This window comes from Pedobacter sp. AC464, assembly GCF_979253075.1.
The window spans coordinates 396,477-410,520 of record NZ_CEEDBV010000001.1 but is presented as its reverse complement, the minus strand read 5'-3'; the positions used below and the strand labels follow the sequence as shown (position 1 = coordinate 410,520).

11 protein-coding genes and 1 tRNA gene are annotated in these 14,044 nt (G+C 38.0%); 2 read left to right on the top strand and 10 right to left on the bottom strand.

Annotated features, from left to right (window positions below; translation table 11 throughout):
* Nucleotides 1–132: 132 nt before the first annotated feature.
* Both AC0IWT_RS01735 and AC0IWT_RS01730 read left to right on the top strand, forming a co-directional pair.
* Nucleotides 133–993: a sigma-70 family RNA polymerase sigma factor gene (locus AC0IWT_RS01735; RefSeq protein ID WP_010601359.1), complete on the top strand. Its 861-nt coding sequence runs from the start codon at nucleotides 133–135 to the stop codon at nucleotides 991–993.
* Between the two features lie 398 nt (nucleotides 994–1,391).
* Entirely contained in the window at nucleotides 1,392–2,051 is a 660-nt protein-coding gene (locus AC0IWT_RS01730; RefSeq protein ID WP_471795717.1) for an ATP-binding cassette domain-containing protein, read from the top strand.
* Between the two features lie 97 nt (nucleotides 2,052–2,148).
* Here AC0IWT_RS01730 and AC0IWT_RS01725 read toward each other — a convergent pair whose 3' ends face one another.
* From AC0IWT_RS01725 to AC0IWT_RS01680, 10 genes are all read right to left on the bottom strand, one after another.
* Complete coding sequence (locus AC0IWT_RS01725) at nucleotides 2,149–3,012, bottom strand: AMP nucleosidase (RefSeq protein WP_056870730.1); 864 nt, start codon at nucleotides 3,010–3,012, stop codon at nucleotides 2,149–2,151.
* 164 nt (nucleotides 3,013–3,176) lie between these two features.
* The gene (gene clpX, locus AC0IWT_RS01720) at nucleotides 3,177–4,415 is read right to left on the bottom strand and encodes an ATP-dependent Clp protease ATP-binding subunit ClpX (RefSeq protein WP_056870731.1); all 1,239 of its coding nucleotides are present in this window, start codon (nucleotides 4,413–4,415) and stop codon (nucleotides 3,177–3,179) included.
* On the bottom strand, nucleotides 4,399–5,106 hold the full coding sequence (gene clpP / locus AC0IWT_RS01715) for an ATP-dependent Clp endopeptidase proteolytic subunit ClpP (protein WP_056870732.1): 708 nt from the start codon (nucleotides 5,104–5,106) through the stop codon (nucleotides 4,399–4,401). The genes clpX and clpP overlap by 17 nt, the downstream gene beginning before the upstream one ends.
* A 345-nt stretch (nucleotides 5,107–5,451) precedes the next feature.
* Nucleotides 5,452–6,801, bottom strand: coding sequence for a trigger factor (gene tig / locus AC0IWT_RS01710; RefSeq protein ID WP_471795716.1), 1,350 nt, complete (start codon nucleotides 6,799–6,801; stop codon nucleotides 5,452–5,454).
* A gap of 71 nt (nucleotides 6,802–6,872) precedes the next feature.
* Nucleotides 6,873–6,954 (bottom strand) — tRNA-Leu (locus AC0IWT_RS01705).
* Between the two features lie 126 nt (nucleotides 6,955–7,080).
* Nucleotides 7,081–7,383 (bottom strand): hypothetical protein, encoded by a 303-nt coding sequence (locus AC0IWT_RS01700; protein ID WP_471795715.1) that lies wholly within the window; start codon nucleotides 7,381–7,383, stop codon nucleotides 7,081–7,083.
* A gap of 60 nt (nucleotides 7,384–7,443) precedes the next feature.
* A complete protein-coding gene (locus tag AC0IWT_RS01695) occupies nucleotides 7,444–8,241 on the bottom strand; it encodes a helical backbone metal receptor (protein ID WP_471795714.1) in 798 nt (265 codons plus the stop codon).
* A 102-nt stretch (nucleotides 8,242–8,343) separates the two neighbouring features.
* Nucleotides 8,344–9,021, bottom strand: coding sequence for an ABC transporter ATP-binding protein (locus AC0IWT_RS01690; RefSeq protein WP_471795713.1), 678 nt, complete (start codon nucleotides 9,019–9,021; stop codon nucleotides 8,344–8,346).
* Nucleotides 9,022–9,119: 98 nt separating this feature from the next.
* A complete protein-coding gene (locus tag AC0IWT_RS01685) occupies nucleotides 9,120–11,510 on the bottom strand; it encodes an ABC transporter permease (RefSeq protein WP_471795712.1) in 2,391 nt (796 codons plus the stop codon).
* 135 nt (nucleotides 11,511–11,645) lie between these two features.
* Nucleotides 11,646–14,024 carry an ABC transporter permease gene (locus AC0IWT_RS01680; protein WP_471795711.1) on the bottom strand — a complete coding sequence of 793 codons (2,379 nt, stop codon included), beginning with the start codon at nucleotides 14,022–14,024 and terminating at the stop codon, nucleotides 11,646–11,648.
* Nucleotides 14,025–14,044: the final 20 nt, after the last annotated feature.

The following is a 14,044-nucleotide window of genomic DNA, read 5'->3' as shown; positions in this document are numbered from 1 at the left end:
ATTTTTGTTGTAAGTAAAACTATAAAAAACGTGTGCAAACAGCAACATTTTCAGTATTTTATCCTTTCGGATTGCTATACAATTTCGTAACTTTGCACACTTCAATAATTTAAGAGCACACAAAACGTATAAATGAGACAACTCAAGATAACGCAATCCATTACCAACCGTGAAAGTCAGTCGTTAGATAAGTACCTACACGAAATTGGTAAAGTAGATTTAATAACAGCAGAGGAAGAGGTAATTTTAGCAAGAAAGATTCGTGAAGGCGATCAAGCTGCATTAGAGCGATTAACTAAAACCAACTTACGTTTCGTAGTATCTGTTGCAAAGCAATATCAAAATCAGGGCTTAACTTTAGGAGATTTAATTAACGAAGGTAACCTGGGTTTAATTAAAGCGGCAAAACGTTTTGATGAAACCAAAGGTTTCAAATTCATTTCTTACGCTGTTTGGTGGATTCGTCAGTCGATTTTGCAGGCAATTGCTGAGCAAAGCCGTATCGTACGTTTGCCTTTAAACCAGGTTGGTTCATTAAGTAAAATCAGTAAAGCCTTCTCTAAATTAGAGCAAGAATACGAACGCGAGCCTTCTCCGGAAGAACTGGCAGATATATTAGAAACAACAGTTGATAAAATTTCTGACACGTTAAGCAATTCAGGTCGCCACGTATCAATGGATGCGCCATTTGTTCAAGGTGAAGAAAATACGCTGTTGGATGTATTGGAAAATCATGAACCAAACACTGATAGTTCATTAATCAACGAATCCTTATCAGAAGAAATTAAACGTTCTTTATCTACGCTAACCGAGCGGGAAAGGGAAATTATCGTTTTGTTCTTTGGTTTAGGTTCAAATCATCCGCTTTCATTAGAAGAAATTGGTGAGAAATTTAACTTAACACGCGAACGTGTTAGACAGATTAAAGATAAAGCGCTTCAACGCCTGCGTCATACATCGAGAAGCAAAATTTTAAAATCTTATTTAGGGTAAATTATTCCTCAAATATTCAAAACATATAAAAGTTAACCCATGGGTTGACTTTTTTTGTTAAATGCCATTTGATATTTTTCTATATATTTAGAAATGCCCGCAAGTAATTTCAAAAACTTAATGATAATCTACAAACCAATACTGTTGTGGAATATTCTGATAAGTTTATTGGCAGGCTTGTTCTTTGTCATCGATGGTTACAAGAAACCGGGCGGCTTCGTAATGACCATTTTTATGAAACCTGTAGGATGGACATTTTCGATAGTTATCGAACGGTTCTTCCTAAAGAAACATAGGTATTTTTATCGAAATATGCGATTTGGTTTTCGAACAATCCTAAGCAGCTTGATGCTTTATGATATCATCATTCTAATCTTAATTATAGCCTTCTCTTTACTATGCAGGAACTTTTTATTGACAGTGTTACCAAGCAATTTGATACACGGGCAATCTTAAACGGTGTGTTCATCAATTGCAAGGTTGGCGAAGTTGTTGGCTTACTTGGCAGAAATGGCAGCGGAAAATCTACACTTCTTGAAATCATTTTTGGCACTACCAAAGCTGATTTTAAATACTTAAAACTTAATGATGAACAAATTTCTAAAGGCTATTTATCAGGAAAGATAGCTTATTTGCCACAACACAATTTTATTCCTAGTAAACTTACAGTTGCTGCAGCTATTGAAATATTCTGCAAAGAACGTAAAGGTGAGCTACTTAAAGTTAATTTCGTGGCTGGAAATTTACGGACGAAATTTCGAGATTTTTCTGGTGGTGAAAGCCGTTTGCTGGAGGCATTGATAATTATTTACAGCGATGCAGATTTTATCCTTTTAGATGAGCCATTTTCACAATTAGCGCCGATGTTAATTGATGAATTAAAGTGTCATATCAATAAGTTAAAACTGGTTAAAGGTTTTCTAATAACCGACCACTATTATAAATCTATATTAGCCGTTGCTGACAGGGTTGTATTGCTTCATAATGGCTGCAACTACCGAATCGAAGGTACTGAAGATTTAATACTTCACGGCTACCTACCAACTCCTGGAAACTAAATTTAAACCAAAAAAAAAGATCAGCACTTGCTGACCTCTACTCGCTCTATTCAGTTAGCGGCTTGCTGCTTCAACTAAAGCCAAGCCCCAACTAGTACTAAAACAACAAGTGTTTAACCGTTAAACCGTTGTTAATCAATTGCTTTAAAGAATCAATTCCAATTCTTAAATGAGTTTCAACATACTTTTCAGTCACCGAACTATCGCTTTCTGCTGTTTTTACACCTTCCGGAATCATTGGTTGATCGGAAACGAGCAACAAAGCGCCAGCAGGAATCTTGTTGGCAAATGCAGTGGTGAACACAGTAGCAGTTTCCATATCAACAGCCATTGCTCTTAATGTTTTCAAATACCTTTTAAATTCCTTATCGTGTTCCCAAACTCTTCTGTTTGTGGTATAACAAGTTCCTGTCCAGTAATCACGTCCATGGTCGCGAATTGTTGTTGAAATTGCTTTCTGCAACGCGAAGGCAGGCAAGGCCGGTACTTCAGCAGGAAGGTAATCATTTGATGTTCCTTCTCCCCTTATCGCGGCGATTGGAAGAATTAAATCGCCCAGTTGATTTTTCTTTTTTAGGCCCCCACATTTTCCCAAAAACAAAACTGCTTTCGGTTTAATGGCTGTAAGCAAATCCATCATTGTTGCCGCCAGCGGGCTTCCCATACCGAAGTTTATAATGGTTATGCCATTTGCTGTAACACTTTGCATAGGTTTGTCTAAACCCATAATCGGCGCATTGTCATTCCATTCAGAAAACATGCTTACATATTTACTGAAATTGGTTAACAGAATATAATCTCCAAACTGATCCAATGGCCTGCCGGTATATCTGGGCAGCCAGTTTTTAACAATTTCTTCTTTCGATTTTAGTCCGGCTTTAACCGGGCTTTCAACCTCTTTCACTTTTTTTGAATTCTCTACAATGGCCTCGTCTTTTTTTACGTCTTTTTCTTCGTTCATATATTTTTATTCCTGTTAATAATATAAAGCTTTATTTTCAAATTAACAAATTCCATTTAAGCAAATTGTTAAGGCCATCCTAACAAAAAGGACGCTCAAGAAAACTAAACATTATGGTTAAAAAAAATCCCCCCGGTTTTTTCGGGAGGATTTTGATTCTTTTTTTATGCGGCTTGTAACTTTTTAAAGTCGGCCTTTTCAAACTTCTCAATTGCATAATCGAGATTGATGTGTAACTCCTTTACATCTTTTTGTGTCGGCGTATCAAACATCGCATCGAGCATTATCGCCTCGCAAATTGACCGCAAACCACGAGCCCCAAGCTTATACTCCATTGCTTTATCAACGATGAAATCTAAAACATCCTCATCGAAAACCAGTTTTACATCCTCATAATCAAACAACTTTTCATATTGTTTTGTTAAGGCGTTTTTTGGTGCGGTTAAAATATTTCTAAGCGTTTCTTTATCCAACGGATTTAAATGCGAAAGCACCGGAATACGACCAATTAACTCCGGAATTAAACCAAAAGATTTCAAATCCTGTGGGGTGATGTACTTGTACAGGTTTTTAAGATCTAACACTGTATCATCTTTTTTCACCTTGTAACCAACAGCCTGAGTACGCAGTCGGTTTGCAATTTTACGCTCGATGCCATCAAAAGCACCACCGCAGATGAACAAAATGTTGTTGGTATTAACCGGAATCATTTTCTGATCCGGATGTTTACGCCCGCCCTGAGGTGGAACATTAACTATCGTACCTTCCAAAATCTTTAGTAAAGCCTGCTGCACACCTTCGCCAGATACGTCGCGGGTGATTGATGGGTTATCACTTTTACGGGCAACCTTATCAACCTCATCAATGTAAACAATACCACGTTCGGCTGAGGCTACGTCATAATCTGCCGCCTGCAATAAACGGGTTAGGATACTTTCAACATCTTCACCAACATAACCTGCTTCAGTTAAAACGGTAGCATCGCAGATGCAAAAAGGAACGTGCAAAATCTTCGCGATGGTTTTAGCCAAAAGCGTTTTCCCTGTTCCTGTTTCGCCAACCAACATGATATTCGATTTTTCAATCTCTATCTCGTCTTTATCAATTTTTTGATTTAAACGTTTGTAGTGATTGTAAACCGCAACCGACAACACCTTTTTAGCATCATCCTGACCAATTACATATTGATCTAAATGTTGCTTAATTTCAAGCGGTTTTAGTAAGGTTAAAGTTGATTGAATGCCTTTGCTGTTCTTCGTACCTAACTCCTGAGCAAGCAATTGATTGGCCTGGGTAACACATTTATCGCAGATAAACGCATCCATGCCCTCAATTAACATCAAAGTTTCATGCTTGCCAGAATGGCAAAATGAGCAACGGGATTCTTTATTTTGTTTCGCCATCTTTTTTCGAGTTTCTCGATAATACTTCGTCTACCATACCAAATCCTTTTGCTTCATTGGCAGTCATCCAGTAATCACGGTCTGAAGCTTTTTCAACCCAGTCGTAATCTTGTCCTGAATGCTCAGAAATGATATCGTATAGTTCTTTTTTTAATTTTAACATCTCTCTCAAGTTAATCTCCATATCAGATGCAACGCCTTGTGCGCCTCCTGATGGTTGGTGAATCATTACTCTTGAGTGTGGTAACGCTGCACGTTTGCCTTTTGCGCCCGCAACTAATAACACCGCTCCCATTGATGCTGCCATACCGGTACAGATTGTTGCAACATCTGGCTGAATGTATTGCATCGTGTCGTAAATGCCTAAGCCTGCATATACAGAACCGCCTGGCGAGTTAATGTAAATCTGAATGTCTCTATCTGCATCTGTTGATTGCAAAAACAACAACTGAGCCTGAATGATATTTGCATTCTGATCATAAATAGCATCACCTAAAAAGATGATACGATCCATCATTAATCTCGAAAAAACATCCATTTGTGCAACATTTAGCTGGCGTTCTTCAATAATATATGGCGTCATGTTCTGTGGGTTCATGTTAGCCTGAGCAATAAATTTATCTACATGCAAACCGCCAATACCCTGATGTTTAACGGCAAATTTTCTGAATTCTTGTGAATCTATGTTCATATTTTGATTAGGGTTAAGCGTTTGGCTTTAAAACCTAGTGTTCTAAAACCAATCGACTGTAATTTTAACTATTATTTTCTATAGCTGGTTAATTTCCATGCCAATTTATTTAAATATCTGATTATGTAGGGCAAATCACAACCAGAAATGAAAATCTTGCTTTTTAAAGATAAAACAAATTGAGAAAGCTAACGCTAAAAAATTTGTAATTCTATATCAACCAGCATTTTAAGAATATAAATAACTAAAAATTTCAGAAAAAGTTTGGATAAAATAAGAGCAACTCATTGAGTTGCTCCACATTTTAAAAGTATTAAAGAGACTGACAATTGGTCAGCCAAATTGTTATTTTTTGTCTAAAGCGATAAACTTATCGTAATCAATAGTTTGGTCTTCCAAAGTTACAATTGATTTAATTTGTTCGAAAGTTTTAAGGGCTTTTACCTCTTCGAAAGTACGGTTTGCATTTTCCTTTTCCTGCAAGAACTGAACTGCATATTGCGCAAGTTGATCTTCAGGAAGCGGACTTGGGCTGTACATTCTAAACTGAGCATCTAGTTTTGCCTTTGCAGCCGCAACAACATCTTCATATTTAATTTCGATGCTGTTATCTTTAATGATTTTGTTCTCGATTAGCGTCCACTTTAAGTTTTTAGCGAAATCATCATAACCTTCTGCCAATTCCTCATCTGTTAATTTTTCATTGGTGGCTTTTAACCAGCGGCGTAAAAATTCATCAGGTAATTCAAAGTTATGTTTTTCTAAAAGTTGCTCATAAATATCGTTTGATAGCTTACGTTCAGCATCTTGTTTAAACATGCTTTCAACCTCTTCTGTAATTTTTGCTCTAAAACCAGCTTCGTCGGTAACGGTACCTTCACCAAAAAGTTTATCAAAAAACTCCTGGTTTAGGTCTGATTCCTCTAAACGGTTTACATTTTTAACTGTTAACTGGAAATTCGACTTCAATTCTGCTGCATCTTCTTCAGAAATATTTAAAGCCTTTGCAATAACTGCTGCATCGCCGAAAGCTTTCTGAATATCTATAGTTACAACATCATCCTTTTTTAAACCTACTAAAGTTTTAAGAATTTTTTTATCGTTAACCTGGTCTAAACGAAGTGTTGCTGAATTGCTAATGCCTCCTTCGAAAATTGAACCGTCATTACCCAGCTGAACTAAATCTGCATAGAGCACATCACCTTCAGCTGACACCTCTGGGTTGGACATTTTGCCATAGCTACGACGGATATTTTTTATACGCTCTTCTAAGGTTTCGTTATCAGCTTTGATAACGTATTGGGTAAATTTATCTTTCGATGAGATGTTAACGTCAAAAGCCGGAGCCAGACCTAATTCATAGTCAAATTCAAAATCATCGGTATTATCCCATTTAAATTCCTTTTGGTCGTCTATTTTAGGTAGTGGCTGACCCAAAATTTCCAGTTTTTGCTCTGCAATGTAATTAGATAGCGTATCATTCAACAAGTTATTCACTTCCTCTACCAAAATACTCTTACCATACATCCTTTTGATGTGAGACGCCGGCACCATTCCTTTACGAAAACCAGGTAATTGTGCTTTTTTAGCTTGATCTTTTATTGCTTTATCTACTTTGCCGGTATAATCTGCAGGTGCAATTTTGATTTTTACAACAGCATTTAAGTTGCCGGTTTTTTCCTGTGTAATATTCATTTCTTTTGAATCAACGTTTTAAAAAACAAAACCGTTCCGATGTTTAAATCGAAACGGCCTTTATCTTATTGTGCGGAAGAAGGGACTCGAACCCCCACGCCGTGAAGCGCCAGATCCTAAGTCTGGTGCGGCTACCAATTACGCCACTTCCGCAGTTAGGATGTATTAAGGACTGCAAAGATAGAAATTAGAATGAAACTTCAAAAAGGAATTACCAAATTTTGTAAAATATTTTTGAAATAAAACGCTAAGTAACTAAGGCTAAGCGAAATTAATTTTTTAGTATTTTATTAATGTTACCTCAACAAATTCTGGTCCACCGGCTAATGGATATCCTTTAACCTTTGTACCTTTAATGGTAACTGTGCGGTCGAGGTGTAAATCAAGATTTATTGAGCCAGATTTTAGCGCATAAGTTTTCTGATCACCTTTTAACAAGTGTGTTCCGTACTGATAAGTTGTCATTCCGATTTTTTGGATTTTACCGGTTGCGGTAACATGCTTTGCTCTATTCGAATCTTTGAATGATGTACAGCCAGACATCCTGGCAACAAAAAGCGATAAAATGATGAGTTTTTTCATAAGGAGATTTAAACATTTTTAGCTGATGATACAAATCTAAAATAAATTAAGAGGTATCGGCTAGTAAAGTTGCTTTTGAAACTCGAAAAAGTATTGAACAGCCTTCACCAGGCGACTACCATACCAGCTAAACATCTCACCATCAACAAGAATAACTTTTGCAGTCGGAATTGCATCTTGTATTTCCTCGATGTGTTTTTCTTTAAAAGGATAAGGTTCTGACGAGAGCAAAATAAGATCGCAGTTAAGCACCTTAAGTTGACCCAAATCCACCTCTGGATAGCGTTGCTGACGTATTACATTATTCAACCCATTGGTTAGCAACACATCATCAATGAAAGTATTTTTACCAGCGGTCATAAAAGGTTTGCGCCAGATGAGGTATGCTACTTTTTTATTAATTCCGTTTTGAAGGGCGAGTGTTTTAAGATCGTTAAAGCCGGCAGCAATTAAATGATTAAGATATGCGGCTTCTGGTGCGCGATCTACAAGGCTGCCAATTTCCGTTATGGTTTTCATTGCATCATCAAGCGTGAAAATATCGCTCATCCAGACCGGAAAAAGTGTTGCCAGTTCTTCAATATCGCTTTGCGTGTTTTCTTCTTTGTTGCCAATAATTAAATCTGGCTTTAAATCCTTTATTAAATCGATATTAAGCTTTTTTGTTCCGCCAACTTTTGTGCGCTCCGCAAATTTCTCAATCGGATGGATGCAAAATTTCGTAAGACCGATAATTTCCTTGTCCATACCCAAATCAAATAATAACTCTGTTTGCGATGGTACTAAAGATATTATCCGCTTTGGCGGAAAATCTACTATCACTTCCCTACCCATTCCATCTAAAAAAGATTTCTGCATGCAGCAAAGTTAAGATTTATTTGTGCGCAGAAAGTTGTACAAAAGCGTAAAATAAAAATTTGCTCAGTTGAAATGTATTCCTCGAAGCACATCGCTTACAACTCAAATTTGCACATCATCTTTAACCACACCATCTGCAATATGTAAAATACGATTTCCATATTGCGCACATTTTTCTGAATGAGTCACCTGAATAATTGTAATGCCTTCCTCCTTATTTAATTTTTGAAAAAGCTGCATAATCTCCTCAGCCTGTGCCGATTGTAAATTACCTGTTGGCTCATCAGCCAAAATAATTGAAGGCTGCGCTGCCAGGGCTCTTGCGATACCAACGAGCTGTTGTTGGCCCCCAGAAAGCTGATTTGGAAATAAATCCTTTTTAGCAACCATGTTAAACCTGTCCAGCAAGTCGGCAATGCGGCTTTTCCGTTCAGAACCGGCAACTTTCTTGTAAAGTAACGGTGCCTCGATGTTTTCGTAAACTGTCATTTCATCAATTAAATGATAAGCCTGAAACACGAAGCCAATATGATTTCGGTAGAGTTCGATTCGTTTTCGCTCGTTTAAGCTTGTTACATCTTCGCCCATAAATTCATAAGCGCCGTATGTGGGTTCTTCGAGCATGCCCAAAATGTTGAGTAAAGTAGATTTTCCCGCCCCAGATGGTCCCATGATGGAAACAAATTCACCTTGTTTCACGGTTGTGGTTACATGGCGCAGCACATAGTGCTTAACGCCTTTGCTCGAGTAGTATTTTTCTATGTTTTTAAGTTCTATCATTTTATTAATATCAGGTATTTGGTAGCGAGTTCTAGTATCGAATATCACTTTAAGGTTCACTCTTTCAGCTTTAAGCGCTCAGCTTTATCTTTTCCGCTTTACTCATATTTAAGTGCGTCAATTGTATTTGCAACTGCAGCTTTATAAGAGCGGATGGAAACAGTTACTAACGTGATTGCCATAGAAATGACCATCGCCAGAGCAAACGGCCAGATGCTGATATCGATTCGATAAGCAAAACCGGAAAGCCATTTGGAAACGAAAAGATAGGCCAATGGCCAGGCAACTAAATTGGCGATGAAAACCATTACCAGAAATGAACCGTTGAGCATTTTTACCAGTTCGATGGTTGAGGCACCAAGCACTTTCCTGATGGCAACTTCTTTTGTTCTTTGTGTTGCCACGAACGAAATCAACCCGAATAAGCCAATAAAAGATATGAAAATGATTACGCCTGCAAAAACTTTAAAAAGCGTTCCCATGATTTTTTCGCCCTGGTAATAGTTGTTGATTTCTTCATTTAGAAAAGATTCGTTGTAAACAGATTCAGGAAAAGTATTCTTCCAAATCTGTTCAACGTTTTTCATTGTTGCCAACATCTGTTTAGCATTTAATTTAACGGCGGCATAAAAAAATCTTGGTTTTAAAGAACCTATTAAAATCGGGTCGATATTTTCGTGTAAGCTCTTGTTTTTAAAATCTTTGATAACGCCAACAATCGGCGCCTTCATGCCACCCAAAGAAATCATTTTTCCAATCGCATCGTTAGGGTTGCGCACATTAAGTTTTTTAAGCAAAGTTTCATTTACCAAATATTCGTTCGTTGTGTCGGATTTTACCAGGTTTCTACCTGCGACGAGTTTCAGATCAAACGTTTTTAAATAATCCTCATCAGCGTTTTTTGTATTCACCTGGAAATCAGCATCTCTCCCACCATTGTAAGAAAAAGTATTACCGTTATTATTTTGCGAAGATGGTGCTGTTCTGCACAAACTAACTCCTTCAACACCCGGAATTTGCTTTAACTGCGTTTTAAAAGTAGCGAAGCGTTGCGTCGTCAAGCTATCATTCGGTAGGTCGACCATCGCAACTGCTGTCGGATTAAAGCCAAGAGGTTGCTCGCGGATGTATTTCATTTGCTGAAGAATAATCAGCGTGCCAATAATTAGCGTAACAGTGATGGCGAACTGAACAACTACAAGCACTTTTCGTAAACCTAAACCGCCAGTATTAGCCGAAACTTTGTTTTTTATGGCCAGCGCAGGATTAAACCCTGACATTACAACCGCGGGATAAAAACCTGCAAGTAAACTCACGAAAACCACCAGCATTAGCATGAAAACCAAAATAATCGGGTGTTGAAAAATACTGAACGAAATTTTCGAATCGAATAAACGCTGCATCCCCGGCAAAGCAATTTCTGTTAATACGCTTCCAATTAATAGTGAAATAAGCACAATTGTTAAGGTTTCAGTTAAAAATTGCACTACTAACTGGCCTCTCTGGCTGCCCATAACTTTGCGTACACCAACTTCTTTTGAACGACTTACCGCCTGTGCAGTAGCGAGATTTATAAAATTTATTGATGCGGTAATCATCAGGAAGAAACCGATAACGGCCAAACCCCAAAGTTGCTTTTTGGGCATAATTTTGCCAGAAAAACTGCCGAACTTTTCATTGTAGTGAATATCACTTAAAGCTTGAAAAAAATGCCCCTCCTTACCTGGAGCTGCTTCTACATAATATTTTTTAAGAAACGATTTTAGCGGACCTTCCAGCGTTTCGATTTTTACCTGTGGTTTAAGTTTGAAATAACTTTCGGAGTTTGAGCCCACCGAACCCCATCTGCTTAGGTTTCTACTTTTGAAGGATTTGTATGAAAGCATAACCTTGAGAGGCACCGAGTTATTCTCGGCAACATCATCAATTACGCCACTAACAGTATAGCTTGTTTTACCATCGAAACTAAGGCTTTTTCCTGTGGCTAACTTCCAATCGCCGAAGAACTTAGTGGCCATTTCTTTAGAAAGTATGGCATTATTTGGATCGGCAAGTGAATTGTAGTTGCCAGCCAGCCATTTGTAACTAAAAACTTCGAAGAAATCGGGTTCAACATAAAACACACTTTCTATTACTTTAAGCTTTTCTTTCCCTGTCTCATCCGCAATTTTTATCAGTCCGGCGCTTTGCTCAATTGCCGAAATTTTATCTATGTACGGCGAAAAATCGTTTCTCATTGCCGGCGTTAGTGGCAACGGAACGCCCTGAGTGTAAAATTGATTTCCATCAGCATAATCGAATGTAGAAACTACGCGATAAATCCTGTCTTCATCTTTAAAGCCTTCATCAAAACTCATTTGATAACGGATAAAAATAAAAATGAGAATACAACTAGCCATCCCGATTGATAAGCCGAGAACATTGATGAACGTATAACCCCTGTTTTTCCAAAGGTTGCGCCAGGCGATTTTTAAGTTAAGTTTAAACATAAGGTCCTCCTAAATCCTCCACTGATGGGCGGATTTCGTTTGTGGTTAAAAATTTATTTCAGTAGTCGTAGTGTGATGTTATAATGATAAGCCTGCGCCAACTCCTCGCCTCTGGAAAGGCTGCGTGGGGCTATTTTATTCATATTTCAAGGCATCAACAGGATTAGCTTTTGCTGTTTTATAAGCCTGAAAACTCACAGTAATTATGGCCATTAACAACGTTCCCAGTGCTGCTGCAGGAATTATCCACCAACTTATCTCGGTATGGAACTCGAAATTACTGAGCCACTTTTTCATCGCAAAATAGCTAATTGGAACGGCGACAATAATTGCCGCAAGAATCATTTTGATGAATGAAACTGAAAGCAACTGCATCAAATTACTTACTGAAGCACCAAGTACCTTACGAACGCCAAATTCTTTAGTGCGCTGTTCGGCGCTATAGGCTACCAAGCCGAATAGTCCCAAACAAGATACAAAAATCGCTAATCCGCCGAAAAGGTTAGACAGGATGCCGAGGTTTTTCTCTGATTTATATTTATCCAGATACAGCGAACTGATAAAAGAAACCTCCGTTGGATAAGCCGGATTGAAGGCTTTTGTTATCCTGTTGATGGTTTCGATATTGTTCCGTAAACTGTTCTTATTGTTTAAACGCATGGTTATTGTGCCCGTTTGCTTAGGATTCAGGAACACTACTTGTGGATTGTTCGATTTGTAGGGTGAATCCCAAACGTAATCATCAAAAACACCGATTATGTATGCGTTGGAACCGAATAACGAAACCTTTTTACCGATCGGGTTCTTGTAGCCGAATACTTTTACTGCAGATGCACTCACCATCAGCCCACTGGTATCAGAAGCAAAGTTTTTCGAGAAATCCCTGCCCTGCAACAATTTAATTCCATTAGTTTTAATAAAATCGTAAGTGGTAGCCACCTGGTTAAACATCACTGTATTTTCTGGCCTCGTCATTCCTTCCCACTTTATATCCATGAAATTACGGCCCCGGTGAGAAAGACTAACCGACGATTGATACATGGACGTAACGGCTCCGGATTTTAGCATTTCTGTTTTGAATAAATCGAACTTCGTTTTTAACTCACCCTCTTGCGGAATCTCAACCAGAGCATTTACATCAAAACCCACAGGCTTATTTTTAATGTATTGAATTTGCCGATAAATAACCAGCGTTGAAACGATGAGGATTATCGCGAAACAAAACTGGCCAATAACCAAAATCTGCCTTAAACTGACTGTTAAAAAACCTTTTGATTTTATTTTCCTTTTTAATGTTTGAATTGGGTTAAAAGAAGACAAATAGAAAGCAGGATAACTACCGGCAATTAAACCGGTTGCGATTACAATCCCTAAAATACCTGCCCAGCTGGCAGAATTAAAATAAGAAATGCCTAAATTAATGTTTAAAAGCTGATTAAAAGTTGGTAAACACAGTTCCAGCAACGCGATGGCCAGTATTACCGCTATAAAAGTTAACACCATCGATTCGGTTAAAAATTGAAGAATTAAAGAGGTACGATTGGCGCCAATTGTTTTTTTAATGCCCACCTCTTTTGCTCGCTTTTCTGATTTTGCAGTAGCCATATTCATAAAGTTGATGCAGGCAATTAACAATATGCCGAAAGCGAGGCCCATAAAAAGCCATATTTGTTCGATATCTCCTCCGGCAGGCTTACCATTTTCAAATTTGCCGAACAAATGTAATTTGCTTGCCTGATACAAAAAATGCGGCTGCGATTGAGGATTTTGCGGTGTATTCGCTTTTACCAAAGCCTCCACTTTACGATTCACCAGGTCAATGTCGGCATCAGCATTAAGGGTAACCATAGTTACGAAACTGTAATTATTCCAGTTTAGGCTTTTTGCGTTATCATCTAAAATTTCGTAGAAAGACCAGGGCATTAAGAAATCAAACCTATTAGAACTGTTTTCAGGCAAATCTTTAACCACCCCGGTTATTGTCAAATCATTTTTATCCTGATAACGAACGGACTTATTCAACACATCGATGGTTCCAAACAGGGTTTTTGCTGTGCTCTCGGTTAAAATTACAGAGAGCGGGTTTTGCAGAGCCGTTTTTGGGTCTCCGGAAATGAACTGATAATCGTACATGTGAAGAATATCGGCTTCTGCAAACTTCGAATCTTTTTTATAACTGTTTTGCCCATTCGCTATAAGGCTTTTTTTGCCGTAATCCATGCGGGCAACATATTTCACTTCGGGGAGTTTTTCTTTTAAAAGCGGACCCAAAGCCGTTGTTGTACCATTAAAGGTAGCGGTGATTTTATTGTGCTCACCAGGAACGTTCGTCATGGCTACATAAACATTTCGCCAGTTTTTCGCTTGCTTATCAAAATTCCATTCGTAAGAAACATATAACAGCAACATTAAACAGGCCGCAAGGCCGATAGCCAAACCGATTACATTGATGAAAGACGAGGTTTTATTCTTCCAAAGGTTTCGCAAAGCGATTTTTAAGTTTAATTTAAACATAAGGTATAAGATTTGGGGGC

What these genes read in the sequence shown, in the direction of transcription:
- AC0IWT_RS01735 (WP_010601359.1), top strand. Translation starts at nt 133, where the DNA reads ATGAGACAACTCAAGATAACGCAATCCATTACCAACCGTGAAAGTCAG.
- AC0IWT_RS01730 (WP_471795717.1), top strand. Translation starts at nt 1,392, where the DNA reads ATGCAGGAACTTTTTATTGACAGTGTTACCAAGCAATTTGATACACGG.
- AC0IWT_RS01725 (WP_056870730.1), bottom strand. Translation starts at nt 3,012, where the DNA reads ATGAACGAAGAAAAAGACGTAAAAAAAGACGAGGCCATTGTAGAGAAT.
- clpX (WP_056870731.1), bottom strand. Translation starts at nt 4,415, where the DNA reads ATGGCGAAACAAAATAAAGAATCCCGTTGCTCATTTTGCCATTCTGGC.
- clpP (WP_056870732.1), bottom strand. Translation starts at nt 5,106, where the DNA reads ATGAACATAGATTCACAAGAATTCAGAAAATTTGCCGTTAAACATCAG.
- tig (WP_471795716.1), bottom strand. Translation starts at nt 6,801, where the DNA reads ATGAATATTACACAGGAAAAAACCGGCAACTTAAATGCTGTTGTAAAA.
- AC0IWT_RS01700 (WP_471795715.1), bottom strand. Translation starts at nt 7,383, where the DNA reads ATGAAAAAACTCATCATTTTATCGCTTTTTGTTGCCAGGATGTCTGGC.
- AC0IWT_RS01695 (WP_471795714.1), bottom strand. Translation starts at nt 8,241, where the DNA reads ATGCAGAAATCTTTTTTAGATGGAATGGGTAGGGAAGTGATAGTAGAT.
- AC0IWT_RS01690 (WP_471795713.1), bottom strand. Translation starts at nt 9,021, where the DNA reads ATGATAGAACTTAAAAACATAGAAAAATACTACTCGAGCAAAGGCGTT.
- AC0IWT_RS01685 (WP_471795712.1), bottom strand. Translation starts at nt 11,510, where the DNA reads ATGTTTAAACTTAACTTAAAAATCGCCTGGCGCAACCTTTGGAAAAAC.
- AC0IWT_RS01680 (WP_471795711.1), bottom strand. Translation starts at nt 14,024, where the DNA reads ATGTTTAAATTAAACTTAAAAATCGCTTTGCGAAACCTTTGGAAGAAT.